Raw genomic sequence first — 25875 nt, forward strand, 5'->3', positions numbered from 1 at the left:
ATGCTGTCTCTCGTCATCCTCTTCGCCGGCGCCATCGCAGTGGCTTACCAGGCCACCGCCCTGCTGGCATCGCTCATCCACTGGGGTGTCGCCCGCCTCCGCTACCGCAAACCTCCGTCTACCCCCAAGCCGCCAATCTCGATCCTCAAGCCCGTGCGCGGCCTCGATTCCGGCTTCGCCGCGGCCATCCGCAGCCACGCTGAACAGGACTACCCCGAGTACGAAATCCTCTTCGGCGTCCGCGACCTGGACGACCCCGCCGTGCCCGCCATTCGCAGCCTCATCGAGTCGTTCCCCCTGCTCCCCATCCAGCTCATCCACTGCACGGCCGATGCGCCCAATGGGAAAGTCGCCATCCTGCTGGAACTCGAGAAGCACGCCAAACACGCCATCCTCCTCGTGAATGATGCCGACATCACCGTGCCCCGCGACTACCTGCAACGCGTCGTCAGTCCGCTGGAGATGAAGGAAACCGGCGTCGTCACCTGCCTCTACCGCGCCACCGCCAACTCCCTCGCCGGCCAGTGGGAAGCCCTCGGCATCGCCACCGACTTCATCCCCTCCACCCTCGTCGCTCCTCTCGTGGGCGTCAAGGAGTTCGGCCTCGGCTCCACCCTCTGCTTCCGTGCCGCGGATCTCAAGGCCATTGGCGGCTTCGAGGCCATCAGGGAATTCATCGCCGACGACTACCAACTCGCCCGGCGCATCACCCAGTTGGGGCGGCACTCCTTCCTCTCGGAAGTCACCGTCAGCACCACTCTTTCCGATCCGGGTTGGCTGTCCGTCTGGCGCCACCAGTTGCGGTGGGCCCGCACCATCCGCGTCTCCCGCGGCGGAGGCTATCTGGGGCTGCCTGTGACCCAGGCCGGACTCTGGGCGCTGCTCAACATCTTCGCCGGACACTATTCCATGGCGCTGGTCCTGGTGGTCGCCCGCATCAGCATGGGCGTCACCGGCGGTTTCCTCGTGCTGCGCCACTGGCCCGCGCTCTTCGCCGCACCGCTCATTCCGCTATGGGATCTGTGGGCCTTCGTCGTCTGGCTGGCCGGCTTGATGGGCCGGACAGTCCACTGGCGCAACGGCAAAACGGAGCTTCTGCCGGATGGCCGCATGAAGCACCCAGGCTGAGGAGTTACTCGCGGCAGATGCCGCGCTTGCTGCCGCGGACGAACTCCGTCAAATGCAGCGTGTGCGGAGTAGGCGCCTCCGCCTCAATGCGCGCCAGCGCTTCCTCCAGCTTCAGATTGGACCGGAACAGCAGCTTGTAAGCCGTCTTCAACGCGGACACCTCCGCCAGCTTGAATCCGGCCCGCTTCAGCCCCACCAGGTTCAAACCCTTGGCGGCAATATTGAAGTCGGAGTACATGAAGTACGGCGGGACATCGCTGTTCACCCGCACATTGCCCGCGATCATCGCCAGCCGCCCGATCTTCGAGAACTGGTGCACCACCACGCCGCCGCTGATGAACGCCTGGTCTTCCACTTCGGCATAGCCCGCCAGCAGGGAACAACTCGCAATCACGATGTTCGAGCCCACGATGCAGTTGTGCGCGATGTGGCCCGAGGTCATCACAAAGTTGTCGTTGCCGACAATCGTCTTGCTCTCGGGCGCCGTGCCGCGCGAGATAGTCCAATGCTCCCTGATCTTGTTGCCGCTGCCGATGATCAGGTAGCTGCGCTCGCCCGTGAAGTTCTTATCCAGCGGATCGGTGCCGAGAATCACGCCGGCCGAAAACTCATTGCGGTCGCCAATGGTGGTCCAACGCTTGACCAGGACGTACGGCTCCAGCAGGCATCCGGCTCCAATCTCGACATCCTGCTCGACGACGACGAACTCACCGACTCTCGTTTGCGGCCCAATGACGGCGTCCGGATGGACTCGGGCCGTCGGCGCCACATAGGCCGAAGGATCAACGGGCATAAACTATTAATGATACAGGTCCCTCCCGGGACAAGGAGAGAACCCGATTGCTGGTGCGTGAAATTGCAGAGCAACTCAGCGCGACTTTTGAGGGCGATGGCGAACGCATGATCGAGGACGTCGCTCCTCTCGATTCGGCTGGCAGCCATCAGATCTCGTTCGTCGGCAACCGCCGCGCCGCCCGCGACGCCCAGGCGTCCGCCGCCGGCTGCCTCATCGTCGGCCTTGACTTCGCCAATACCGGTGGCCGCACCGTGATCCGCTGTAAGGACCCCCGCGCCGCGTTTTCCAAAGTCATCCCCCGTCTCCGCAAGTTGGAGTCCCCGGAACCCGGCATCCACCCCACGGCCGTCATCGGCAAGGACTGCCGCATCGGTGAGGGCTGCACCATCGGCCCCTTCTGCGTCCTCGGCGACCGTGTCGAGATCGGCCCCCACAGCCGCCTCCACGCCCACGTCACCGTCTACTCGGATGTCTCCATCGGAGCGCGCGCCCTCATCCATGCCGGAGCAGTCCTCGGGGCCGATGGCTTCGGCTTTGTCTTCGAGAACGGCCGCTACACCAAATTCCCGCAGATCGGCCGCGTCGTCATCGGCGACGATGTGGAGATCGGCGCGGGCAGCGCCGTCGATCGCGCGGCGCTCGGCATCACCAGCATCGGCGACGGCTCCAAGCTCGACAACATGGTCCACATCGGCCACAACTGCCGTGTGGGCAAACACGTGATCATCGTCGCCCAGACAGGCATGGCCGGCGGCACCGTGATCGAGGACCATGCGGTCATCGGCGGCCAGGTCGGGCTCGGCGACAACGTGACCATCAAGTCCGGTGCCATCCTCGGCTCCGGTGCCGGTGTCCTCTCGTCCAAGATCATCCGCGGTGGCGGCGAAGTCTATTGGGGCACTCCGGCCCGTCCTTTGAAGGAGTACCTGGAGTCCCTGGCCAATGTCGCCCGCATCCCGCAGCTCAAACGCGAAATAGCGGACCTCCAGGAACGGCTGAAGGCCCTGGAAAAGAAAGACGAGTGAGGATCATCGTCGGCGGTCTCGGGCGCAAAACCGGCAAAACGACACTCATCTGCCGGATCCTCGCCCTTTCGCCAGGACGCAACTGGACGGCCGTCAAAATCTCGCACCACCCGCCGCCCGATGGCGCGTCGTATTCGCTGCTGCCCGACGCCGCGGCGGGCGACACAAAACGCTTTCATGAGGCCGGCGCGGCACACGCCTTCTGGCTGCGCGGCGACCTGCTCAGCGCGCTACCGGAACTCCAGGTATTATTGGCCGCCGCGCCCAATTGGATCGTCGAATCCGGCACGGCCATCCGCCACCTCAAGCACGACTTCGCCCTGCTCGCCGTGGATCCAGCCCACATGGAAGATGAGAAGCTGCTCGGCCTACTCGATCGAGGGGAAGTGGACGGATAACGACAGCGTCTGCCCCTCCGCCATCGCCTGCATTTCGCCCGAACAGTACTTGACGAAGCGGCGCACCCCGCTGCCGGGCGAAGGTGGATCGATGGCCCGCAATAGATCGTCCAGTTCAGCCTGGACCTCGGCCTGGATATCCAGCCGCACAAAGGCGCCCTCATTCTCGACATTCACCCGAATTGGATCCCGCGCCTGGGCCACACCCCGGAAGAAAACGAGCAGGTGCTGGCAGAAAGCGCCCGTCAACTGCACGGGCATCAAGGCCCGGGTCAAAGGCTCAGCCACGCAGATCTCCAGGTTCCGCTCCTCGTGCAGCGCCATCTCGGTTCCAATACGGATCAGGTGGTCCTGCAACGAGACCGGCCCCAGTTCCGCCCCTTGCAGCCGCAGGGCCAGCGCGGCATCCTCTATCAGCCAGTGAGCATGCTGCACCATGCGCCGCAGCCGCTCGCATTGCAGTTGGATCTCCGGCGATTCCGCCGCCAGCACCATGTCCAGATAGTAGGCGATCGACTCAATCCCGCTCAGCGGCTGGCGAAGTTCATGAGCCAGGTGACGGAGCATGCGCTCCTGGTCTTCTTGCACGGTGTAGGGCCTGTCGACGCCGGATGCCATAATTCAGAACTCCCAAAGAATAGCACCTCACCGCCGGCGCGGGTGCCTCTCTTCATGATCGTCTTTCCCCTCGAGATGCGTGATGATTTCTACAGGCCGGTCAAGGCATCCAGCCAGCTCTGCCTCCACCTGCGTCGCCATCGCATGCGCCTGTACAATTGGCATCTGATCCGGAAACAGCAGGTGCAGTTCCACCAGCACCCGGCCCCCTGTCTCGCGCAGTTTCAGCTCGTGATACTCCACACCAAGCTCATCGGCCAGCTTGGCCAGGCGGGCGCGCAATTGTTTCTCCGTATCGGGATCGGCATAGTCCAACAGGCCTCTCGCGCTGGTCCACATCAGCTTTCCACCTGACCATAAGATATTCACGGCCATCAGAATTGCGCAGATGGGATCGAACGGCTTCCAACCCGTCACCATCACCAGCAGCAGGCCCACGATGACGCCCAGGCTGGTCCAGCAGTCGGTGAAGACATGTTGCCCGTTGGCAATCAGGATGATTGAGTTGTTCCGGCGGCCCGTACGAATCAGATACCAGCCCAGCCCACCATTCAACAAACCGGCCGCCAGGGTGATGAGAGCGCCCAGGCCCAGCGCCTCCAGTTGCAATCCCTGCATCCACTTGTAGATGGCCGTCACGATGATGGCCACCGCCGCCGCGGCAATCAGCGCCCCTTCGAAACCGGCCGAGAAGAATGTGATGCGCTCATACCCATAGTGGAACCGCTCGTTGGCCGGACGCCTGCTCAGCCACAGGCTGAATGACGCAAAGGCAACAGCCGCCAGGTGAATGATCGACTCCAGCGCATCCGAGAAGATCGCCGACGATCCGGTAAGCAGCCACGCCCCACTCTTGGCCACCAGCATGACCACGCCGGTCCACAGCGACAGCCGCATTGCGAATACGGGAGCATCGGAGCCCTTACTCTGCGTCACTGCGTCATTGTACTAGATGGCCTTCCGGCGAATGCCCGGACACACGCGGCATCAGTTCGTTCGGCTGGCGCGTTCCGCCACCACCGTCACCTGCATATCGCTGGCCAGCCGCACCACTTTCATCACGAAGTCGCGCAGCGACACCAGGCCCACCAGGCGCTTGGCCGGCTTGGACAGGAAGATCTGCGTCACCCCGTTGCGCCGCGCAAACTCCACCAGCGCGTCCGCTGGATCCTCGCCCTCCAGCACACGCGTTTCCACGCGCAGCTTACGCGCAAACTCCAGATGCTGCTCCAGGGCCAGGCGCGCCGGCGCGGCCAGTTGCGAGAGATCCGCCACGGGCAGGATGCACACAGCGAAGCAGTCCGCTTGCAGGTAGTCGGCCACGCGGCGTCCGCGCCGGATCAGGGCCGCCGTCGTCGGAGCCTCCGTGATATGGATGAGAATCTTCTCCCGCTGCGTCTCATGGCTGCCATTCATCGCCTGGCGTGCCGGATGAAACGGCAATTCAATTTCGCTCTGTCGTATGTCCACTTCGTGCGCCGCCTGTCGCATCGCCAGCTCCCGCAGTGCTGCCAGGGCCGGCTCCTTGAAGAAATTCCTGATCGCGCGCTGTGCCTTGTCCGGCGCGTAAACCACCCCACGCTGCAGCCGGTTCAGCAGCGCCGTCGGCGGCAGGTCGACCAGCACCAGTTCCGCCGCCTGCTTCACCACCCAGTCGGGAATCGTCTCCCTCACCTGGATCCCCGTGATCTCGCGCATCTGGTCGTTCAAGCTCTCCAGATGCTGGATGTTCATCGTCGTGTGAACCTCGATGCCCGCCTCCAGCAGGACCATCACGTCCTCCCAGCGCTTGCTTCGCTCCGCGCCCGGCACGTTGGTGTGCGGGAACTCGTCCACCAGGCAGATCTCCGGATGGCGCGCCAGAATCGCCGGCGTGTCCATCTCCTCGAAGGCCCGGTCCCGGTACTCAATCGTGCGCCGCGGCACAAGCTCCAGCCCTTCCAGCTTGGCGATGGTGTCCTGGCGGCCGTGCGGCTCAAAGTAACCCACCACCACGTCGTGGCCGTCCTTCTGCAATTGCTGGCCTTCCTCCAGCATCTTGAAGGTCTTGCCGACCCCGGCCGCGTACCCGAGAATGATCTTCAACCGCCCCGCGGGGCGAGGCGAAGGTTCAGTCACATCGCCCCTCCGGAATGGGGAAAGATCCTGACGTCAATGCCATCGGATTCCAGTATCAGACGCTCCACCGGGTTGGGCCGCCAACTGTTCCACCAGCGCGTCCGCTGGCTATGCCCGACGAAGATCTGCGTCACACCCTGCTCCCCGGCGAACTTGAGGATGGCGCCCACCGGATCCTCTCCATGCAGCACATGCACCTGCGCGCGCGCCTCCCGCGACAGCGCCAGGTTCAAGTCCAGCGTCTTCCTGTCCTCGTCCTCCAGGTCGGGCTGCTCAACATATACCGCATACAGCTCCCCGTGAAAACGCTCCGCCTGGCGGCGCGCGCGCCGGATCATCAGCGCCGCATTGGAACGCGGCGTGAGGCAGACGAGAATACGCTCATTCGCTCCGTAGTGCTGCTCCACACCGTTGCGGTGAAGGTACTCCTCCAGCTGATGATCCACTACTTCCGCCGCCAGCAGCAGCGCAATCTCCCGCAGCTCCGAGAGCTGCCTCGACAGCTCCTCCGGCGCGACTCGCACGCCAGTCCGGCTGTTCGCACGATCCACGCAATACTCCGGCGGAGCGTCCACTATCTCAATCTCGTCCGCCGTCAGCAGAAACGCCAGTGGCACCGACTCCTTCACCACCCGGCCGCGAATCGCCTCCACCTGTTCCTGCCGCTCCGCCACATATTGCAGGTTGATTGAGGTAATCACGGAGATCCCGTTGCGCAGCAGCTCCTCGACATCCTGCCAGCGGTAGGGATTCCTGGAACCAGGCGGGTTGTTGTACGCCAGTCCGTCAATCAGGCACACCGAGGGGTGACGCTTCCGGATGCCCGCCACGTCCAGTGCCGGAGCGCCCAGGTCCATCCGCGGCGGAATCACCTCCAGCCGCTCGATTAGTTCCTCCACGTCCTCCGACACGGTATGCTGCGCGGCGGCCATGACAACGTCCTGGCCCCGCTCCTTCCGCCGCCGGCCTTCGTCCAGCATGCGGTATGACTTTCCAACTCCGGACGCGTACCCCAGGAAGATCTTGAGCTTCCCGCGCCGCTCGTGGCGCTCTTCCAATTCCGCTTGCCTTAAGAACTTCTCCGGACTCGGCCTGCGATCCACTCCTGTCATAGATGGCTCCCTTCTTCGTCACACCAGCCGCAAGGCTTATTTGGCCGGTGGGAACCTCTGGTCCATCGCCATGTTCAGGGCCAGCACGTTCACGCGCGGCTCGCCCAGCACGCCCAGGTCGCGTCCTTCCGTGGCCTGGTCGATGAGTGCTTTCACCTGCTCCGCGCCCACTCCCCGGGCGGAAGCCACGCGGGCCGCCTGGGCCAGCGCCGCCGCCGGAGTGATGTGCGGGTCCAGGCCGCTGCCGCTCGCCGTCAGGATGTCCGCCGGAATCGGCTCGGTATAGCCCGGATTCTCCTTGCGGAACTGCTCCGCCGACGCCTTCACGCGATCGGCCAGCTTCTGGCTCGTCGGCCCCAGATTCGAGCCGCTGGACGCTCCACCGTCATACCCGTCGGAACCGGCCGCCGAGGGCCGCGGATGACAGTAGCCCGGCTGGCTGAAGTTCTGGCCGATCAGGCTCGAACCCACTACCCTTCCGTGCAGGGAGACCAGGCTTCCATTCGCCTGCTTCGGGAATAGCACCTGGCACAACGGCGTCACGATGCCCGGATAGGCCAGGCCGGTTAGCACGGTCAGCACCAGCGTCACTCTCAGTCCTGGCAGAATTTGCTTCCACATATAAGCTCCTTACGCAAGCCTCAACACGTGCACCAGTTGATCGATCAGCCAGATCCCGGGGAACGGGGCGATGATGCCGCCCAGCCCGTAGACCAGCAGGTTGCGGCGCAACAGGCTGGCCGCCGATTCCGGCCGGTATTTCACGCCGCGCAGCGCCAGCGGCACCAGCACGATGATGATCAGTGCGTTGAAGATCACCGCCGAAAGCACCGCGCTCTGCGGGTTGTGCAGCCCCATGATGTTCAGCGCGCCCAGGGCCGGATACGTCGCCATGAACATCGCCGGGATGATCGCGAAGTACTTCGCCACGTCGTTCGCAATCGAGAACGTGGTGAGTGCTCCGCGCGTGATCAGCAACTGCTTGCCGATGGCCACCACTTCGATCAGCTTGGTGGGATTCGAATCCAGGTCCACCATGTTGCCCGCTTCCTTCGCGGCCATGGTCCCGGTATTCATCGCCAACCCGACATCGGCCTGCGCCAGCGCCGGGGCGTCGTTTGTACCATCGCCCGTCATCGCCACCAGCCGGCCGTCGCTCTGCTCCTTGCGGATGTACTCCAGCTTGTCCGCCGGCGAGGCCTGCGCCAGGAAGTCGTCCACCCCGGCCTCGGCCGCAATCGCCGCCGCCGTCAACGGGTTGTCGCCTGTGATCATCACGCTGCGGATGCCCATCGCCCGCAACTGCCCCAGGCGCTCTTTCATGCCGCCCTTGACGATGTCCTTCAGGTAGATCACGCCCAGCGCGCGGGCGCCGTCGGCCACGGCCAGCGGCGTTCCGCCCAGGCGCGAAATGCGCTCGGAGATCGCGGTCAACTCCTGCGGCACGCGCCCGCCCTGCTCCTTCACAAACTGGCAGATGGACTCCGTCGCACCCTTGCGCAGCCGGCGCTGGTCGATGTCCACGCCGCTCATGCGGGTATAGGCCGAGAACGGAATGAAGTGCGCCTCATGGTGCGCCACTTCCCGGCCGCGCAGGCCGTGCTTCTGCTTGGCCAGCACCACCACGGAGCGTCCTTCCGGAGTCTCGTCCGCCAGGCTGGACAACTGGGCCGCATCGGCCAGTTCGCTCTCCGTGACACCCGGAACGGGGAGGAACTCCACCGCCTCGCGGTTACCAATCGTGATCGTGCCGGTCTTGTCCAGTAGCAGCGTGTTTACGTCGCCGGAAGCTTCCACGGCGCGGCCGCTCATGGCCAGCACGTTGTGCTGCATCACACGGTCCATGCCGGCGATGCCGATGGCGGACAGCAGCCCGCCGATCGTGGTCGGAATCAGGCACACCAGCAGCGACACCAGCACCGCCACCGACGGGACAGAGCCTGTGCCCGAGGCGCCGGCGCTATACTGCGCGAACGGCTGCAGCGTCACCACGGCCAGCAGGAAGATCAGCGTCAGCCCGGCAATGAGAATGTTCAGCGCGATCTCGTTGGGGGTCTTCTGCCGCTCGGCGCCCTCCACCAGCGCGATCATGCGGTCCAGGAACGTCTCCCCGGGGTTCGACGTGATCTTGATGCGGACCTGGTCCGAGAGGATCTTGGTGCCGCCGGTCACCGCGCTGCGGTCGCCGCCGGACTCGCGAATCACCGGAGCGCTCTCGCCCGTGATCACCGACTCATCCACCGTCGCGATGCCTTCAATCACTTCCCCGTCGCCGGGGATGATGTCGCCCGCTTCGCAGATCACCACGTCGCCCGCCCTCAGCATGGAGGCCGCAACCGATTCCGTGGCCCCGCCCGACTTCACACGCTTCGCCACGGAATCCGTCTTGGTCTTCCGCAGGGCATCGGCCTGCGCCTTGCCGCGCGCTTCGGCCATTGCTTCGGCGAAGTTGGCGAAGAGGACCGTGAACCATAGCCACAGGGAGATCTGGGCCGTGAACCCGATGCCGCCCGCGCCTGTCGCGATGTCTCGCACCATGAAGATGGTGGTCATCAGGGCGCCGACTTCCACCACGAAGATGACCGGGTTCTTGAGCAGAACCTTAGGGTTCAGCTTGACGAACGACTCAACAATGGCCCGGCGCAGGATCTGCGGATCAAACAGCGGACGGGCATGGGCCAGTTTCTTCGGCAGCAGTTCGCCGCCGTCCACGGGGTGTTGCGGTGTTTCCACCGGTACTTCTTTAGTAGCTTGCGGCATGTTAGAAGAGCCTCCCCTGTTGCATCAGGAAGTGTTCGACGATGGGCGTCAGTGAGAGCGCCGGGAAGAACGTGAGCGCCCCCACAATCACCACGGTGCCCGCCAGCAGGCCCACAAAGAGCGGACCATGCGTCGGGAAGGTGCCGTTGGTGACCGGCACGCGTTTCTTGGCCGCCAGGCTGCCCGCCGCGGCCAGCAGCGGGATGATCATCAGGAAGCGGCCCACCAGCATGGCCAATCCGATGGTGAGGTTGTACCAGGGCGTATTGGCACTGATGCCGGCAAAGGCGCTGCCGTTGTTCGCGGCGCCGCTGGAGTAGGCATAGAGGATCTCCGCCAGGCCGTGCGGACCGCTGTTGTTCAGGTTGCCGACGCCCGGGCCGTATGACCCGTTCCAGTAAGCATCCTTCGGGAACTGGATCACCGCCGTGATGCCGGAGAACAGCAGGATGGCCGCCGAGGTCGCCAGCATGGCCAGCATGGCCATCTTCACCTCTTTACTCTCGATCTTCTTGCCCAGGTACTCCGGCGTGCGGCCCACCATCAGGCCGGCGATGAAGACCGCCACGATAGCGAACAGAAGCATGCCGTAGAGGCCGGCGCCCACTCCGCCGAAGATGACTTCGCCGAGGTGGAGATTGAACAGGGGCACCAGCCCGCCCAGCGGCGTGAAGCTGTCGTGCATCCCGTTCACAGCGCCGCAACTGGCATCCGTGGTGACGGTGGCGAAGAGTGCGGTGGCGGCGATACCGAACCGCACTTCCTTACCTTCCATATTGCCGCCCGGCTGGTTGGCCGTGGCCGCGGTCTGGATCCCCATCTTGGCCAGGATCGGATTGCCCGCCTGCTCTGAGGCGTAGAGTGCGAAAACCCCGGCAAAGAACAGCAGGCTCATGGCCGCGAAGAGCGCCCAGCCTTGTCTCGTGTCCCCCACCATGCGCCCAAAGGTATAGGTGAGCCCGGCGGGGATGATGAAGATCATCAGGATCTGCACGAAGTTCGTCAAAGGAGTCGGGTTCTCAAACGGGTGGGCCGAGTTCGCATTGAAGAACCCGCCGCCATTGGTGCCGATCATCTTGATGGCTTCCTGCGACGCCACCGGCCCTTGCGCCAGCACCTGCGTCTTGCCTTCCACGGTCGTCACCTGCGTATAGGGGTTCAGGTTTTGGATGACGCCCTGCGAACACAGGAACAACGCGCCCACCAGCGACAGCGGCAGCAACAGGTAGAGGGTGCCGCGCACCAGGTCCACCCAGAAGTTGCCCAGCGACGTGGCCTGCTGCCGGGCGAAGCCGCGGATCACGGCTACCGCAACAGCGATGCCGGCCGCCGCCGAAACGAAGTTCTGCACCGTCAGCCCGGCCATCTGCACCAGGTAGCTGAGCGTGGTCTCGCCCACATAGCTCTGCCAGTTGGTGTTGGTGACGAAAGAGACGGCGGTATTGAACGCCAGGTCCGGCGTCATCGCCGTGGCACCGCCGGGCGCGTGCGCACTGGAGAAGCCCTGCGGATTCACGGGCAGCACACCCTGCAGGCGCTGGATCAGGTACAGCACGATAAAGCTGAACATGCTGAAGGAGATCAGGCTGGCCGCGTATTTCGTCCAGCGCTGCTCCTCCTTCTCATCCACTCCGCACAGAACGTAGATGAGTTTCTCCACAGGCCGCAGCAGCGGGTGCAGGAAGGTCTTTTCCCCTGAAAACAGGCGCGTCATGAAGACGCCCAACGGCTTCGTCACGGCGAGGATCACCGCGAAGAAGACCAGAATCTGAAGTACACCCAGTGTAGTCATGGCAGTTCCCTTAGAAGCGCTCCGGCTTCAACAGCGCATAGATCAGGTACAGGAACAGCAGTACAGCAGCGATCCCCGCGATCACGTAGTCCATCTCAACTTTCCTTTCTCCCAGCTCGCGCCTCTCAGGCGGGCATCAAAGTTTTTCGCACGCCCTCGTGAACCACCAGCAGGCGATGAAGAAGGCCACTGCGATGGCCATATAGAAGAGATCAAGCATTGAGCACCTCACTCTGGATCGGAGAAGACCACCTGATGGCCGGCTGAGCGCAACCGCGACGCCAGCCGGAATTTCCTGCCGGGCCACCATCCGCGATGACCGCCGATGACGAGCACGGTGCGCGGCCGCAGCGCCTCGCGGATGGTCTGCCACTGATCGCGGCAGCGCCGCACATCAATACGCGTCTCCATCTGGCTGTCCTCGAGCACAAGTTGAAACTCGCGGATCAGGTGGCTGGACGAAACAGGCGGCTCGTCCAGGGGCAGCGGGTAGGGTACAACCTGGGGCACCAGCAGACGGATGCCGGTAGCGACGCCCTGGGCCAGGCGCCCGGCAGCCTGCAAGGCGCTCAGCGTCTCGCGGACTGTCGTGAACAGCACCACAATCTCAAAGGAATGCGGTGCACTCTGTCTGGCCTGCCCCGCCTCTTCGCTGTGAAACGCCCGTTGCGGAATCATGTCCTATCTCCGATTTCGAGCTTACGGAGCAGGCCATAAGGAAGTCATAAGGGTGGGGTAAGGATTCCATTGTCTTCGCCCGCCGAACCAGAACTACTTTATTTTGAGGGGATTGCGAAGCGATATCCGACCCAGGGTTCGGTCAGCAGGTAGCGCGGATGGGAGGGATCCTGCTCAATTTTCTTACGCAACTGGTTGATGAACACGCGCAGGTACTCCACCTGATCGCCGTAGTCGGGACCCCAGACGGCCTGCAGCAGCTTGCCATGTGGAATGGGGATGTTCGGATTCGCCACCAGGTAGCGCAGCAGGTCGAACTCCTTCGGGGTCAGGCGGGTCTCCTTGCCTTTGGCGATCACCCGGCGCGTGGCCAGGTTGATCTCCAGGTCTTCGAACCGGAGGGCCTCCGTGCTGCTTTCTTCGCTCACCGGCAGGCGCCGCAGGGCGGCCCGGATGCGCGCCAGCAGTTCCGGAGTGCTGAACGGTTTGGTGATGTAGTCGTCCGCGCCGGCATCCAGCGCCGCCACCTTATCCATCTCCGTGCTGCGCACCGTTAGCATGATGATGGCGACCTCGGAGGTGGCCCGGATCTCCCGGCATGCTTCCAGCCCGCCCATGCCCGGCATGTTCATGTCGAGCAGGATCAGGTCGAAGCGCGACTCGCGCAGCCGCAGCATCGCCTCTTCCCCGCTGCGCGCGTCCTGCACCTCATAGCCGTGCGTGGTCAATGTGACACGCAGCACGCGCCGGATCTGCGGTTCGTCGTCCACAATCAGGATCTTGCCGGAAGTCATACCCGTGCTTCCTCCAAGGGTAGCCGGAGGCAGAACTCCGCGCCCGCGCCGGCGGCCCCTTCGACATGCAGGCTGCCGTTGTGCGCTTTCAGGATCTCGCGGGCGATGTGCAGGCCCAGGCCCGTGCCCGGCACTGTGCCCTTCGATGTATTGCGCCGGTAGTAAACCTGGAACACCTTTTCGCGCTCCTTCTCGGGGATGCCTTTGCCCGCGTCGATCACCCGGATCTCCATGGCGCCACCGGCCACCGCCGCTGTCAGCCGGATGGGTGTCTCCGGCGGGGAGTACTTCAGGGCGTTGTCGATCAACTGGCGCAGCGCCAGCGAGATCAGGTCCGGATCGAAGCGCACGGGCGGCAGATCGTCCGCCGCCTCGACGACCGCCGTACGTCCTTCCAACCTCGACTGGAAGGTGGAGAGCACATGGGCAAGGAAGGAGGGCACATGCTGGGCCTGCTTCTCCACCAGCACCTTGCCTGCCTCGATCTGGGACATCCGGACCGCTTCATTGACCAGCAGCGTCAGGCGGTCTGTCTCTTCGTCGATGATCTCGGTGAACTCGCGGATGTCCGGCGCCACGCGTTCCGGCTCGCTGAGGATGGAGGTGGAGGCGGCCTTGATGGAGGTGAGCGGCGTCTTGAACTCATGCGCGATGGCATCGAGGAGGGTGGACTTGAACTCTTCGCTCTGGCGTGCCGCTTCGGCCTTGCTGGCGATTTCGGCCGACCGGGCGCGCTCCAGGGCGATCGCCACCAGATTGACGAGGGCCTCCATGGCGCCGTCGGAGCAGCACAGGCCCAGCATGGCCACGCTACCGATGGGGCGGCCGCCGAGCGTGATGGGCAGGATCATCAGCAGGCGCGAAGGGTCCGAAGTGCGCACCCCATCCAGGGCAACCCGCTTCAACTGGTCGTCGATGGCCGGCAGGTCGCCGGCGCCACCACGGTAGACTTCGCCTTCCGCCGAATCGTAGAGGGCTACGGCGGGACATTCGAAGGTCTGGGCGATAAAACGGGCCGCCTGCTGCCCTACCGGCTGTGATGTATCCGTCAACAGGATCGACCGGCTGAAGGAGTAGAGGCGCTCAGTTTCCTGCTGCCGCTCGCGCGCTTCCACGGCCTGCATCTTGGCCCGGTTCGACAGGTGGCTGGCGACGAGGGCTGTCGCCAGGAAGGCACACAGGGCCACCCAGTTCTGTGGATCGGCGATGGTGAAGAGGCCCACGGGCGGCAGGAAGAAGAAGTTGAAGCAGAGCATCGCCGCGACCGAGGCAACGACGGCCTCGTGCAGCCCCCAGGCCGTCGCCAGGCCCAGAACGACGATGAGGAACGCGAAGCCCACCGTCGTGGCGTTCACGCCGAAGCCGAGCCGGGCCACGGCGGAGACCAGCAGCACGAGCGCGATTCCGGCGAGGGAGCGCAGAACGGTGCCCCACACGCCCAGTCGGCGGCCCCATATGCTCATTGCTCAACCTCTTTCATGGCCCGGGTTGTCGCGCTCACTCTGTGATCATGGCACGCGGCGTGGGCCGCTTACAGTCCCGACGACTTCTGGATGTCCTTCAGGATCTCTTCCCGCTCTTTGTCGTTGAGCTCCGCCTTGAGCCTGCGGAGAGCCACTCCCACGACATCGCGGTGACGCAGACGGTGTCCGGGACCGGACGAGGAGAGGTCCAGCCAGAGTTCGTGGAGCAGTTCAATGTCTTCAGGCCAGAGCCGCGGCGGGTGTGGCCCCAGGTTCACGAAGTTGGGCCGGTCGTCGGGATTGTCGGGCACCACTTCCAGCGACATGGCCGGCCTGGGTTCCGGCAGGCGTTCCCACTGGATGCCGATGGCGTGTCCCTGCTGGGCGGTGGTCAATTTCGGGGATGTCCCGATGACGATTCTCGAGGACTGCAGCCGCGCCGCTGTCTCCACCAGCGCACCATTGGGATCGTCGCCCGGCACGGTGAGCAGTTTCACCGTCTTGCCTTCCTTCTCGGCCAGGGTCACCACCTTGGTGAACAACTCCGATTCGCGCGCCGTGAAGGGCGCCTCCTCATCGGAGATGGAGACGGCGACAATATCGATTTTCCGCACGTCGGTCTTCTGCAGGACGCGCTGCAGGTGATTCAGGCGGTTTGGGTTGCGTACCGCCACCAGCACGTTTCCAGGCCGCACGTCGAGGATCTCAGTGGAGACGCCTTCGGCATCCTCCAACCGGAACTGCTCGTGGCCGGCATCGACGTCCAGGGAACGCCGGCGGTTCAGCTTCTCGGAAACCGTAAACAGGATAAAGAAGGCCAGGGTGAAGATGACGCCGGAGATTGTGGCGATCTTCTTGGTGAGGACGTTGGTGATGGCCAGGGTGAACAGCGACAGTGCGATGAGGCCCAGGCCCACGGGGATCTCGATGCCGCCGATGCGCAGGTTCAGCGGTACCTTCCACTCGCGCGGACGCTTGTCCTTGAAGCGCAGCACCAGGACCGAGGTCGCATTAAACGCGAAGCTCCACACAACACCGAAGGCATAGGCCTCGCCCAGCAGGTAGACGTCCCCGCGGCTGAGGATGATGGTCACGATCTGGAGCGCGACGATCATATTCACCAGCCGGTGCGTCGTACCGAACTTCTTATGCGGGCTGCGGAACCAGTTGGGCAGCACGTTGTCTTCGGCCACGCGGTTGAGTACACCGTTTGAGCCGATGATGGCCGTATTCACGGCGCCGGACAGGATCAGGGCGCCCACGAAGACCACAAAGGCATGGAACAGGAGGCGCAACGGCATCGGCCCGTCCAGGTGCATCGCCAGGCCGCCGATCAGGTTGTCCAGGAACATCTTGCGGTCTGTATCCGGGATGATCATGACCGCGAAGAAAGACACCAGCGAGGTGAAGACGAGGGAGTAGATGAAGATGACCAGACCGGCCCGTTCGAGATTCTTGAGCTTGGGGTGCGCGATTTCGCGGTTGACCTGCGCCAGTGACTCCTCACCTGACATGGCCAGCAGGGAATGCCCGAGTCCGACCAGAATCGCCACGGCGGGGATCATCTGTACCCACGAGCCAGGCAGCCAGCCGAGCGACTCTTCGCTGAGCTTGATATTGCCGAGCACCGGCAGGGGCACTGCCTGGAAGTGGCCGCGGAAGATGGTGTACAGGCACCAGGCGATGAGAATCACGACCATCAGGGTGGTGACCTGCATGATCCGCAGAGCCTTGTGGCTCGACTCATGAATGCCGATGATGTTCTTGCGCCAGAAGTAGGCGGTGACCACCAGCGCGAACACGACGGCAAACCCCGCGTCATTGATGAGGTGCTGCTGGTGGAAGAAGTGCTCGGCCGTCTCGTTGATCAACCCCGCCAGATAGAGACCCGCGGAAACGCCGCTGATGGGCCCGGTGAGCACGTAGTCGAACATGAGGGCCGAGACGGCCAGTTTGGCCATCCTCGAGCCCAGGGCCTCGTGGACCACCCTGTACACGCCGCCACGGACATACATGGCGCAGCCCTCGATGTACACGGCACGGACCGCGTACGAGAAGAGCATGATGGCCAGGATGAACCAGGGGGCGGACTTGCCGATGGCTTTTTCGGTGATGCCGCCGACGTAGTAGGCCGAGGAGGCCAGGTCAGAGAGGACGATGGCGGCGGCCCGCCAGAAGGAAATGAACGAGAGGGCAATCGTTGAGGCGATGACAACCCGATTCGGGGTCATCGCCACTCGCTGTGACGCTTCCACAAACGGCTCCTTGCGCGCGCCCCCATGAGGGCCGCGGCTTCTCAATTCGTCTGCGAGGTTAGCTGACGGGCTCGGGCTGAAAAGTACCCTACGGCCAGACATGGCCGATACGCCCCGGGACTTGGGTCCCCCGCCCCCCTGCTTCCACAGGGAGTTCGACGTCTTCAGGTTAGCACCTCCCGGGAGTGAGGGGCGTGGGGGGGGACCGGGCGCCCGATTGGAAAGGTTTGGTTGTCAAAGAGCACGCCCGGCGGCACTCAGAGGTTGAGCCGGGGCTGGTTTTGGAGCTGGGCGGGTTGACTGAGCGGCTTACGGGGGCCGGCGGGCTGGGGCTAGCGGAATTGGCTTTGTTCCCTCGTAGGGAGTGGATTGGGGGTTTGCGTGGGGGGCGGGATTCCGGGGGTTGTGAACCTGCTCGGGCTGGGGGGTGGTAGAGCGTCGGTTGGGGTTGGTGGTTGTGGTGAAGGGCTCGGGGTGAGTTGGGTTTGATGCTTCGTGGGGAGTGGATTGGGGGGATGCGGGCTTTTCGGATTTGGTGATTGGGGCGATTCGGTTGGCTATCCGCTCGCTCACGCTCACGGCTCCGTTTGGTGTCACGGTTCCGTTTGTGGGCTTGCGGGTTTTGTTTAGGAAGCGGAGGCTTAGGCCGGGGACGGTGGGCGGGCGGATGGCCTTTACTGCCTGGGGCGCCGGGACCGGGCGGACGGCCCGGAAGCCGCGGCCTCTTAGGAGGAGTTGCAGGCCCGGGTTCGGGTGGGTTGCCTGCGGACTGCCGGCGGTTGATGACGCACGCTCGGATTCGCACGGTGGGGCTGCCTGGACAGATACGGTTATGGGCCTTGCGGAGCCGGCGGCGGAGGCGAGCATCGTTTGGACCCTGGCGGGGATGAATGCCTGATGTGCTTCGTCTCCTATGAGATAGGGGAAGACGGATTTCTGGACTTGCCGGATGCGGACGCAGATCCAGGCATGGTAGCGGCCCAGGGCCTGGACGATTACGCCGTGGTTGTGGCGGATCCAGAGTGAGGCATCAGGGACGACTCCGTGGTTGACACGGAGGGCTTCGGCCCAGAGTTTGCCTTCGAGTTGGAAGAGGCGGCGCTCGTGGCCGCGGAGCATGAAGCGGTGGATGAGGAGGGCCCGGAAGCGCGGTTCGGCGATGCTGGCTGTTTCTTCCAGGGCCTGGCGGTAGAGGAGGTCCGCGATCTCCTCGGGCAGGTGATGGAGTTTCGAATAGAGGTTGTGGCGGGCAGCGTTTTGGGCGACACGGAGCTTGCCTTCCGGCGTACGGGGGCCGGTCGATTTTTGGGCGTTGGCGCGGTTGGCGGCGAGGCGGCGCTCCGAGATGGGTTGCGTCGTGCCTGCGGGCGCAGCGGGTCCGAGGGCGCCCACTGCATTCACTCGAGCCTGGTCCGATCCATTCCGTCGCTTCATAAATCTCCTTGGCCGGGATTGTAGTGGACGAGGCCCAAGGAAGTGGCTACAGGAGTGGGCGATACAGAGCCCGTAAGCCACAGAAAACCAAACAGTTATCGGAGCTTCTGATTTATTTTGAAAGCGTGTGACCGGCTTTGCACTAGCGCACGAGACCCCCTGGGGAGAGGGTGCGTACCTATTGGCCACTGCGTTTCGGCTGCAGGAGTTCGTCCTGATAGGAGTCACCCGGCCGGGTGAGACGAAAGGTAAGGTTGACCGGCTCAGAGCCCGGGGCAATATCGACCGGCTCGGCGGAGACGTCGGACTGGCCGTTGCGGCCTCTCCAGATTGCGTGCACGCGATACCTGGTGCCGGAGAGCATGGACATGGAAAACCGGCCTCCGCCGCCACTGCTGCTGGATTGCATGTTCCCGTCGACCAGAAAGCGTACCTCCGCATCCCCGTTGGGTGAACCGTCCGGATTGAGGACGATGCCGCTGATGGTGCGTTCGGCGAGGCGGGCGGGCAGGACGATTCTGGTGTTCTGGACCTCGCGCAGTCCCGAGAGGGTGAATCTGGTGGCAGAGGCGGGATCGGTGCCGCCCGGGTGGAACCAGCGCGGGTAGGGTACGCCGACGGTCGCGGAGTGGGTCAATTTGACGCCGAGGATATAGGAACCGGGCTGGGAGAGGCGCAGATCGAAGCTACCGTCCTCATTGGTGTTGATGCTGGAGTCGAAGCCACCGCCGGCAGCCAGGGCCTGTATTTCGATATTGGCGGCAGGCGCTCCGGAATTCGTGACGACGCGGCCGGTGATGCGCGGACTGCGGGGGAATGGTGCCTCATTGCAGGCTCTAGGCCGGACTTCCACGATGGGATCGTCCGGCTGGTCGCCATCCTGCACGGCGTGCACGCGGTAGGTGCCGGCCGGCAGACTTGGGAATTGGGCAATACCGCGCTTGTCGACGGCGGAGGTAGCCGTACGTGAGCCGCCCTGTTCGAGGGCGATTGTCAGGTTTGCGTTGGGGGGCGCACCTTTCGACCACGTATGCACGCGCAGGCTGCCGCTGTTGGGAGCATGTTCCATGGCGCGAAAATAGGCAAGATCCGAGGCCGCTTCGGATACCGGGCGTGTGCCGGAGCAGAGGTATGTCTGCAGCCAGCCGTCCCTGTTCCAGGTCGCATAGACAACGTACTCCGTGCCCACTTGGAAGATGTAGCCACAGTCGCCGCCTCCACGGCCCGTACCGATCTCCACCTCCTTTTGCCCGGCGGGTAGCCCATGAAGCACGGACCCGACCCGTAAGCGGACGAGACGGAGGGGCACCGGTTTTGTGGGCAGGGCGTGGGTGGCGCGCAGGCTATCGGACACGGGGGCAGCGATGGAGAGGACGGTACCGGTGAACGCGGCGGCCACGTTCCCGGCGGCGGCGCAGGGGGTGATGGGGCCGCTGCAATCGCAGGCGAGAAGATGGGCTGGGGGCAAGGCGAGTATGGCGAAGAGAAGGATGGCGCGCATATCCACCACGATTACCGCATTTCACCGCGAATTGCTGATGAAGCGGGGTGCAGCGAAGCCCGTGCGGAACCAGCACGAGGGTGGCTCAGGCGGACAGCACGCGGTGCAATGAACTGGGGCGTTCCGAATGGTGCCCGTCCGAAATTCCGTCGCTGTTTCAACTGGCCGGCCGGACCCGGAAGGGATAGAGAGAAACGTCGAGCCGGCACTCAGAGAGAGGTGTATAATTTGCGCGAGCCGGGCGGCCAGCCGACCTGTCCCGGTGACTAAGTTGTACTGAAAGGAAGGCTCTCAAGATGTCCCGTGAGCCGGTTCCCCCGCCTCCGCCCCCTCCCCCTCCTCCAATCATGCCGATGGCTGCTGCCCCTCCCGACTATTGGGCGGCCAACATTGGAGAAGTCTGTTGGGCGACTCGTTCCATTGGCAGGTCCACTTGCCCAAATGGAACGCAGCCGATGCACCACTACAGCCCAAAGATCGCTCGTCTCGGCAACCTGGGTGGCGAGGGATTGCTGAGAGGCCCGATGGCCACCGCCCCGGTGGCGCCCGCGGTGAGTATTCCCATGGTGGAGCGGTTGCTCACCGTGCTCGCATGCTGCGGCAGAACAGCCGATCCTCAACGGGTAGACCATGCGATTGCCGGTTGCACCATTCGCCAGTTTCGCCAGTATACGGAGCTTCAGCAACTGCACTTCATTGACACCATCTGGGAGGCCAGTTGCGAACCCTATGCTTTCGACTGTGTCTGCGACAACATGCAGGACACGGCAGTATTGGCGGGGGCGCCCGCACCCCTACCGTCCTCGATGCGTCCGACAGGGGGCGGACCCCTGGCGCAGGGCGTCCCGGGGCCGGCCTTCCAGCGGTTTGGCGTCGGCTTCCGCATTGAGGGCTCTTCCCACGACGACGTCAACCGGGTGAAGGCAGGGGGTATGAGCCAGCAACGGCTCAGCGATGATTTCATGCTGAACCACCGAGGGATGCGTGTGGACCGGACCGTGATCCGGACGGATCCGCGAGCACGGATCTGGACGGGGAATCACGACATCTTCAACGAAACGGCGGTGTGTGTCAGCCGCAGTCTATTTGGCGCAGCGGCGTTTCCTGAACGGAACAGCCGGGGCTGGTTCTATTTGTGGGCCATTAACTGTAGAGGGCTTCGAGGCTGCGACACCGAAGCACGTCAATTGCATATGCCGCATGGCCCCTGGCACTGGCGCCCAGGCGAAAAAGCGTATAGGAAGATACCGTTCTTTCACGTGTTGGGTTACGTTCGGATCCAGCGCCTGAGCTGTGGACCCAACGGAGGGTGGAGGTTCCTGGTACCACCCTGGGCGAGTTGGGACGAGAACGCCACGACACCGCCAGAGGATGACCAGCGCGCTTATATGCAAGGCGAGCTGAGGGCCTGGGTGGGCCAGCATGAGATCTCGGATGCATACGACTTCGCCCACTGAGGTCATGTGCGCCTGCATTGAGTGTTCGAACCCGCCGGCATTCCTGCCACGGCGACCGCGGCATGGATTGCCCCTGAGCGGAGACATCCAGGCAGTGACACGGACCGCCCACAGAAATCTTTGAGCGCAGAAGAGCCGATAACCTCCTGACGACAGCGACGCTCCGCGCCGGCAGTGGCGACGCTATCCCGGATCGCTGTCCGTTTTGGGGAACGTCTGTTTCCCAGAAGTTGGAATAGAATGAGGCGGGGCGGTTATGGTCAAGGGACTCTTTTTATCTCTAATTGTCGCGACTGGCTGTTTCGCACAAGCTTCGCCCGACTGGTACAGCCGTCCTCAATTCTTCTCCTATGGCGCATACTCCCGTCAGGAGCAAGCTTCAGGGATCCCCTTTACCGGCCAGGCCATCGGCTGGCTGGGCTACAACCCCGATTTCGCTGTGCCGGCACGTCGGGAAGTGGGCATTTTCCATTCGCAGGGCGGAATGTACTTCGGCATCATCTCCATGTCGAACCGGTTTGAGAAGCTGCCCCGGCCGGAGTGGGATGAATTTCGCATGCGCACGGTGAGCGGCGGCTACACCGATGAGGTAGACCATCTGGGTCTCAATTACACCTACACCATCTCCGCCAGGACCTTTCGGGAGGACACCATCGCCGCGGCGATGCGATTCATCGACCTGGGCGCCGATGGAATGGTCATCGATGATATCGGCTGGCAGATTGGAAGGATTGTGGGCAGCACGGGCAACAATGCCGGCTCGTTCGACGGGATCACGATGGCGGCCTTCCGTGCGTATCTGCTCGCTAAATATGAGCCGCAGGCGTTCCAGGAGCAGTTTGGCGCCGCGCTGGACAATTTCGACTTCGGCGCTTACATCCGGTCACAAGGAACACAGGCGACCTGGAACGCGCAACCTCTCACCGGATTGGCGCTGGACTTTTACGTGTTCCGCAGGGAGGAATCCCGCAATTTCCTGCGTGAAATTGCGACACAAACAAAGACCTATGCGCGGGAGCGCTATGGCCGGGAAATCTGGATGTCCGCCAATGCGAACAACGACCCGGCGAGCTTCTTCTACCGCGATGTGATGGACATGAATACGTCGGAACTCTCCTACCTTCAGGGCCGGGACCATCCTTTCATGGCCCTCGACATCAAGGCCGCCAAGGGCTGGAAGGAGCCGATGATTGTCATTCCCCTGGCGCTGGTGAAGGAGTGGGGCGCTACCCGCCCTCTTTCCAAACCAACGGTGAATCTGGAACGCCTGATCCTGGCGGACATTTATGCCTCGGGCGGGATTGGCGGAGCCCAGATGCAACTGAACCAAGGCTACGAGTCGGCGCAGGCTGTGGATACCGAGGTGGTCGCGCGGTATGCCCGCTTTATTCTGCAGAACCCCCAATTGATGACACAGCTGACGATCCCTAAACGGCTGGGGCTGCTTCAGGGCGCCTCGTCGATGCTGGGTAACATCGTCGCGACGCCGGGACAGGCGAATGCCAGGGACGGCCGAGATGCGTATACCGGCACGGCACGGCTGCTGATCGATGGGGGCTTCAGCTATGAATCACTCTTCCTGCCCGACACAACATACTCCGACCTGCCCTCGCCCACTCCGCAGCAACTGGCCCGCTTCCAGACGCTCATCGCGCCGTCGCTGTTTGCACTAGACGACACGCAAGTTGCAGGCCTGCTGGGTTTTGCCGAACAGGGAGGCACTTTGATCATCCTGGGCGATTTCGGCACCAACGAGTCTGACCATTCGCTGGCGGCGCGCAGCGAACTGCGCGGCCTGCTCACCACGCCGGGAGAGATGCGCTTTGGTGCGGGCCGGATCGTCTACAACCCTACGGCCTTTGGAGTGCAGTACCAGCGGCCGGACGCGGCCAGCCAGCGAACCGCTCGCGAGACCTTTCATGCGTTCCTGCGCGCTTACACGCAACCGGAAGTAGAAGTTGCCGGACCCGCCGCCCTCTTCCGTGAACCCGGGGTTACCCCTTACTACTACACTGACCGGACCGGCACCCTGCTGGTTCACCTCGTCAATTACGACTACGACGACGAGACAGATCAGTTCCAGGGGAAGAAGGATCTCACGGTGACCGTCCAGGTTGGCGGGCAGACGATCGAAGAGGTGATTCTGAGAACCCCCGACTCGCCGCAGGCCCAGCCGCTTGTATTCACCCAGAATGGAGAAACGGTCACAACCGCCGTACCGGAGTTGGAGGCCTGGGCTGTGCTATCGCTGCAGGCGAATGCCGCTCCGCCGCTGATCACGGCCACAGCGCCGGCTCCGGAGATCGAAGTGAAGGCCGGATCCACGCTCGCGTTCAACCTCGACGCCTCCGACACAGATGGGAATCCCCTCTCCTGCACGTGGACGGTGAATGGGGAGACTATCAGCAACTTCTTTGGGCCGGACTTCTCACTGAAAGTTCCAGCATCGGCGCGCACCAGTTATTCCGTGATGGCGACTGTTACGGACGGGACCCGCACGACACAGTATTCCTGGCTGGTCAGGATCCAACCATCGCGAAAGGCGCGGATTCTCTTCGACGAGACACACCAGGAGATCAACTCCATCAATCTTGAGGTGGCGAACCAGATCAGTCCCGGACACCCGGAGTGGGTGAGTTACGCGATGCTGGCTGAGATCCTGGGAAGGGAGTATGAAGTTGGCCGGCTGGCCGCGTCAAACCGCCTGACCAGCCCGGTGCTGCGGGATGTAGACGTTGTTGTCCTCGCGGGCGCGAGGAGCGCACTCACTCCGGCTGAACTGACAGCGATGCAGGAGTTCGTGCGGTCAGGCGGCGGAGTACTCTACCTGCTCAATGCGAATCCGAGCATGGCCCCGGCGGCCGAGTCTTTTCTTGGACCATTGGGGATCCGGCTGGATGCGGGCCTGCTGAAGACTTCCACCAAACCCACTACCAATTCGTGCCTGGATTGCTTCTTCCTCACACGCCTCGAGAACCATCCTGCGATCGCGGTTGATGCCGCATTCGGCGTGAATTGGGCCGGGAGCCTAATCCTCTCGGCCGATGCGAAGCCGTTGGCCTGGACCAGCGAACTCGAGTGGCGTAGCGTCTTGAATCTCTCCACGCCTCAACCCGGCGAGCCTTTCGGTCCATTCGTCGTTGTCGCGGGGGCGGAGTTGGGCAAGGGGCGCGTGCTGGCGACGAGCGCGCGCACCTTTACTGACGACTTCCTCCGGGGTCTTCCCTATGACGGAAACATTGCGCTGTTCCGGTCTGCCCTGGCGTGGCTGGCGGAGCCGTTGTTGACTGAGCGGCCGGAACTGGTGGTGGCGGCAGCGGGCACGACGACCCCGTAGACCCGGCGGACTGGGGGCTCTGGTGAAGGTTGGGCCCGATCCGTTGAAGACGCGCAGGCAATGGGTCGCACTGCTGAACTGAGTGGAGGCTTTGGGTGGGTATCCGCTCACTGACGTTCACGGCTCCGTTTGCGACTTCGGCTGGTTTGGCGGCGCGGTGGGGACCACTCCCTGACGGTCGTGGTTCGTTGCGTTTTGCGGTGGTTTGGCGGGCCGACTGGGTTGGGTGCGGTGGTTCGGTTGGCTATCCGACTCACTTACGTTCGCGGCTCCGTTGGGTTGCGGTGGTTTTGCGATCCGCTGGGCCGCTCGCGGTTGCGTTGCAGGCGGTCATGCAGCGTGATAGCCTCGATTCGGACTAAATCATCTCAAAATCGAGGACATGTCGAATGAACCGCAAAGCTCACATCGTTTGTTTCTCAATCGCGCTGACCGCACTCGCCGCCTTGAGCGGATGCTCCAGCAGCCCATCGGCTGATGAAGCGAAGAAGGCCGCGCCGCCGCCCTTCAAGATTCAGGGCAAGCTCCGGGTTCTGCCGCTCACGGGCTCGACGAGCGATTCCGCCCTCAATGGAGGCGGCGGCTCCGTGTTCGTTTGGGAAGGCATACAGCAATACCGGCTGTTCTCCAAGCGGACGGCCAACGTGATCGACGGTGACCAGTACATCGTCGAGGGCATCCACGCGCAAAAGATGATCGAGGAGATTGGGGACGTCGCTGGGGGCAAGGGCGGCTACCCGCCGCTGTCCAGTTGTGAGCGTGTCGTCAAGACGGCATGGCCCGGCATGTCTTTCGAGGAAGTCGATGTGAAGGCTTCGGCCTTGCGCGGCCGTATTTCGCGGTATCCCGCGCGGCCGATCCTGCTGGTGACGAAGATCCTGCACGTCTCCGCCAAGAAGGGCGACAAACCCATTGTGGACAAGGATGAGGATCTCAACATCGTCACTGTGCCGGCTGAGAAGCAGAAGGCGCTGCTGATTTCGGGCGTGGGCGTTCAACCCGCACCGGTTTGGGAGCCTGCCGGAGGAACGGTGAGCTGCAAGGTCATCATTGGTTCGGACGGGAAGATCTCGGAACTGGAAACCGGCGCGCAGCTTTGTGAAGCGGTGCCGTGGTCTCAATTCAGTTACAAGCCCCCGGTCCAGGGCGGCAAACCGGTAAAGGTGAGAACCGAGGTGGAAGTGAAATACGAGCCGCGGAAATAGAGCG

At 63.4% G+C, this 25875-nt stretch carries 21 protein-coding genes and 1 riboswitch; of the genes, 6 read left to right on the top strand and 15 right to left on the bottom strand.

The window, feature by feature from the left end; genetic code table 11:
- Positions 1–1128: a glycosyltransferase gene (locus tag ACR9Y2_RS39385; protein ID WP_435047411.1), complete on the top strand. Its 1128-nt coding sequence runs from the start codon at positions 1–3 to the stop codon at positions 1126–1128.
- 4 nt (positions 1129–1132) lie between these two features.
- Here ACR9Y2_RS39385 and lpxA read toward each other — a convergent pair whose 3' ends face one another.
- Positions 1133–1921 carry an acyl-ACP--UDP-N-acetylglucosamine O-acyltransferase gene (gene lpxA, locus ACR9Y2_RS39390; protein ID WP_435047412.1) on the bottom strand — a complete coding sequence of 263 codons (789 nt, stop codon included), beginning with the start codon at positions 1919–1921 and terminating at the stop codon, positions 1133–1135.
- 53 nt (positions 1922–1974) lie between these two features.
- On the opposite strand from lpxA, the gene lpxD reads away from it, so the two are divergent.
- Together lpxD and ACR9Y2_RS39400 are read left to right on the top strand one after the other, a co-directional pair.
- On the top strand, positions 1975–2949 hold the full coding sequence (lpxD, locus tag ACR9Y2_RS39395; protein WP_435047413.1) for a UDP-3-O-(3-hydroxymyristoyl)glucosamine N-acyltransferase: 975 nt from the start codon (positions 1975–1977) through the stop codon (positions 2947–2949).
- Positions 2946–3347 (top strand): hypothetical protein, encoded by a 402-nt coding sequence (locus ACR9Y2_RS39400; RefSeq protein WP_435047414.1) that lies wholly within the window; start codon positions 2946–2948, stop codon positions 3345–3347. The genes lpxD and ACR9Y2_RS39400 overlap by 4 nt, the downstream gene beginning before the upstream one ends.
- Here the strand turns inward: ACR9Y2_RS39400 and ACR9Y2_RS39405 are convergent.
- The 14 genes from ACR9Y2_RS39405 to ACR9Y2_RS39470 form a co-directional block, all read right to left on the bottom strand.
- Positions 3318–3965 carry a hypothetical protein gene (locus ACR9Y2_RS39405; RefSeq protein WP_435047415.1) on the bottom strand — a complete coding sequence of 216 codons (648 nt, stop codon included), beginning with the start codon at positions 3963–3965 and terminating at the stop codon, positions 3318–3320. The genes ACR9Y2_RS39400 and ACR9Y2_RS39405 overlap by 30 nt on opposite strands.
- A 27-nt stretch (positions 3966–3992) precedes the next feature.
- Positions 3993–4901: a cation diffusion facilitator family transporter gene (locus tag ACR9Y2_RS39410; RefSeq protein WP_435047416.1), complete on the bottom strand. Its 909-nt coding sequence runs from the start codon at positions 4899–4901 to the stop codon at positions 3993–3995.
- Positions 4902–4952: 51 nt separating this feature from the next.
- Positions 4953–6083, bottom strand: a complete 1131-nt coding sequence (locus ACR9Y2_RS39415) for a histidine kinase (RefSeq protein WP_435047417.1) — start codon at positions 6081–6083, stop codon at positions 4953–4955.
- Positions 6080–7195 carry a hypothetical protein gene (locus ACR9Y2_RS39420; RefSeq protein ID WP_435047418.1) on the bottom strand — a complete coding sequence of 372 codons (1116 nt, stop codon included), beginning with the start codon at positions 7193–7195 and terminating at the stop codon, positions 6080–6082. The genes ACR9Y2_RS39415 and ACR9Y2_RS39420 overlap by 4 nt, the downstream gene beginning before the upstream one ends.
- A 36-nt stretch (positions 7196–7231) precedes the next feature.
- Positions 7232–7816 carry a potassium-transporting ATPase subunit KdpC gene (kdpC, locus tag ACR9Y2_RS39425; RefSeq protein ID WP_435047419.1) on the bottom strand — a complete coding sequence of 195 codons (585 nt, stop codon included), beginning with the start codon at positions 7814–7816 and terminating at the stop codon, positions 7232–7234.
- A 9-nt stretch (positions 7817–7825) separates the two neighbouring features.
- A complete protein-coding gene (kdpB, locus tag ACR9Y2_RS39430) occupies positions 7826–9955 on the bottom strand; it encodes a potassium-transporting ATPase subunit KdpB (RefSeq protein ID WP_435047420.1) in 2130 nt (709 codons plus the stop codon).
- 1 nt (position 9956) lies between these two features.
- Positions 9957–11747: a potassium-transporting ATPase subunit KdpA gene (gene kdpA, locus ACR9Y2_RS39435; RefSeq protein WP_435047421.1), complete on the bottom strand. Its 1791-nt coding sequence runs from the start codon at positions 11745–11747 to the stop codon at positions 9957–9959.
- A 10-nt stretch (positions 11748–11757) separates the two neighbouring features.
- Positions 11758–11841: a K(+)-transporting ATPase subunit F gene (kdpF, locus tag ACR9Y2_RS39440; RefSeq protein WP_194453844.1), complete on the bottom strand. Its 84-nt coding sequence runs from the start codon at positions 11839–11841 to the stop codon at positions 11758–11760.
- A gap of 134 nt (positions 11842–11975) precedes the next feature.
- The gene (locus tag ACR9Y2_RS39445) at positions 11976–12425 is read right to left on the bottom strand and encodes a hypothetical protein (RefSeq protein ID WP_435047422.1); all 450 of its coding nucleotides are present in this window, start codon (positions 12423–12425) and stop codon (positions 11976–11978) included.
- Between the two features lie 98 nt (positions 12426–12523).
- A complete protein-coding gene (locus tag ACR9Y2_RS39450) occupies positions 12524–13219 on the bottom strand; it encodes a response regulator transcription factor (RefSeq protein WP_435047423.1) in 696 nt (231 codons plus the stop codon).
- The gene (locus ACR9Y2_RS39455) at positions 13216–14682 is read right to left on the bottom strand and encodes a sensor histidine kinase (protein WP_435047424.1); all 1467 of its coding nucleotides are present in this window, start codon (positions 14680–14682) and stop codon (positions 13216–13218) included. The genes ACR9Y2_RS39450 and ACR9Y2_RS39455 overlap by 4 nt, the downstream gene beginning before the upstream one ends.
- Before the next feature lie 68 nt (positions 14683–14750).
- On the bottom strand, positions 14751–16937 hold the full coding sequence (locus tag ACR9Y2_RS39460) for an APC family permease (RefSeq protein WP_435047425.1): 2187 nt from the start codon (positions 16935–16937) through the stop codon (positions 14751–14753).
- Between the two features lie 33 nt (positions 16938–16970).
- Positions 16971–17108, bottom strand: a riboswitch (cyclic di-AMP (ydaO/yuaA leader).
- 138 nt (positions 17109–17246) lie between these two features.
- Positions 17247–18371 (bottom strand): hypothetical protein, encoded by a 1125-nt coding sequence (locus ACR9Y2_RS39465; protein ID WP_435047426.1) that lies wholly within the window; start codon positions 18369–18371, stop codon positions 17247–17249.
- A 178-nt stretch (positions 18372–18549) separates the two neighbouring features.
- Complete coding sequence (locus ACR9Y2_RS39470; protein WP_435047427.1) at positions 18550–19872, bottom strand: carboxypeptidase regulatory-like domain-containing protein; 1323 nt, start codon at positions 19870–19872, stop codon at positions 18550–18552.
- A gap of 455 nt (positions 19873–20327) precedes the next feature.
- Here ACR9Y2_RS39470 and ACR9Y2_RS39475 point away from each other — a divergent pair, with 455 nt between their 5' ends.
- The 3 genes from ACR9Y2_RS39475 to ACR9Y2_RS39485 all read left to right on the top strand — a co-directional run bounded on the left by ACR9Y2_RS39475 (position 20328) and on the right by ACR9Y2_RS39485 (position 25871).
- Complete coding sequence (locus ACR9Y2_RS39475) at positions 20328–21329, top strand: hypothetical protein (protein ID WP_435047428.1); 1002 nt, start codon at positions 20328–20330, stop codon at positions 21327–21329.
- 256 nt (positions 21330–21585) lie between these two features.
- On the top strand, positions 21586–24666 hold the full coding sequence (locus tag ACR9Y2_RS39480; RefSeq protein ID WP_435047429.1) for a hypothetical protein: 3081 nt from the start codon (positions 21586–21588) through the stop codon (positions 24664–24666).
- Positions 24667–25055: 389 nt separating this feature from the next.
- Positions 25056–25871 carry a hypothetical protein gene (locus tag ACR9Y2_RS39485; RefSeq protein WP_435047430.1) on the top strand — a complete coding sequence of 272 codons (816 nt, stop codon included), beginning with the start codon at positions 25056–25058 and terminating at the stop codon, positions 25869–25871.
- Positions 25872–25875: the final 4 nt, after the last annotated feature.

The organism is Paludibaculum fermentans (genome assembly GCF_051172195.1).
Lineage (GTDB): Bacteria > Acidobacteriota > Terriglobia > Bryobacterales > Bryobacteraceae > Paludibaculum > Paludibaculum fermentans_A.

What these genes read in the sequence shown, in the direction of transcription:
- kdpB (WP_435047420.1), bottom strand. Translation starts at nt 9,955, where the DNA reads ATGCCGCAAGCTACTAAAGAAGTACCGGTGGAAACACCGCAACACCCC.
- kdpF (WP_194453844.1), bottom strand. Translation starts at nt 11,841, where the DNA reads ATGGACTACGTGATCGCGGGGATCGCTGCTGTACTGCTGTTCCTGTAC.
- ACR9Y2_RS39475 (WP_435047428.1), top strand. Translation starts at nt 20,328, where the DNA reads ATGCACCACTACAGCCCAAAGATCGCTCGTCTCGGCAACCTGGGTGGC.
- kdpA (WP_435047421.1), bottom strand. Translation starts at nt 11,747, where the DNA reads ATGACTACACTGGGTGTACTTCAGATTCTGGTCTTCTTCGCGGTGATC.
- ACR9Y2_RS39385 (WP_435047411.1), top strand. Translation starts at nt 1, where the DNA reads ATGCTGTCTCTCGTCATCCTCTTCGCCGGCGCCATCGCAGTGGCTTAC.
- ACR9Y2_RS39405 (WP_435047415.1), bottom strand. Translation starts at nt 3,965, where the DNA reads ATGGCATCCGGCGTCGACAGGCCCTACACCGTGCAAGAAGACCAGGAG.
- ACR9Y2_RS39445 (WP_435047422.1), bottom strand. Translation starts at nt 12,425, where the DNA reads ATGATTCCGCAACGGGCGTTTCACAGCGAAGAGGCGGGGCAGGCCAGA.
- lpxA (WP_435047412.1), bottom strand. Translation starts at nt 1,921, where the DNA reads ATGCCCGTTGATCCTTCGGCCTATGTGGCGCCGACGGCCCGAGTCCAT.
- ACR9Y2_RS39480 (WP_435047429.1), top strand. Translation starts at nt 21,586, where the DNA reads ATGGTCAAGGGACTCTTTTTATCTCTAATTGTCGCGACTGGCTGTTTC.
- kdpC (WP_435047419.1), bottom strand. Translation starts at nt 7,816, where the DNA reads ATGTGGAAGCAAATTCTGCCAGGACTGAGAGTGACGCTGGTGCTGACC.
- ACR9Y2_RS39455 (WP_435047424.1), bottom strand. Translation starts at nt 14,682, where the DNA reads ATGAGCATATGGGGCCGCCGACTGGGCGTGTGGGGCACCGTTCTGCGC.
- ACR9Y2_RS39450 (WP_435047423.1), bottom strand. Translation starts at nt 13,219, where the DNA reads ATGACTTCCGGCAAGATCCTGATTGTGGACGACGAACCGCAGATCCGG.
- ACR9Y2_RS39485 (WP_435047430.1), top strand. Translation starts at nt 25,056, where the DNA reads ATGAACCGCAAAGCTCACATCGTTTGTTTCTCAATCGCGCTGACCGCA.
- ACR9Y2_RS39465 (WP_435047426.1), bottom strand. Translation starts at nt 18,371, where the DNA reads ATGAAGCGACGGAATGGATCGGACCAGGCTCGAGTGAATGCAGTGGGC.
- ACR9Y2_RS39470 (WP_435047427.1), bottom strand. Translation starts at nt 19,872, where the DNA reads ATGCGCGCCATCCTTCTCTTCGCCATACTCGCCTTGCCCCCAGCCCAT.
- ACR9Y2_RS39420 (WP_435047418.1), bottom strand. Translation starts at nt 7,195, where the DNA reads ATGACAGGAGTGGATCGCAGGCCGAGTCCGGAGAAGTTCTTAAGGCAA.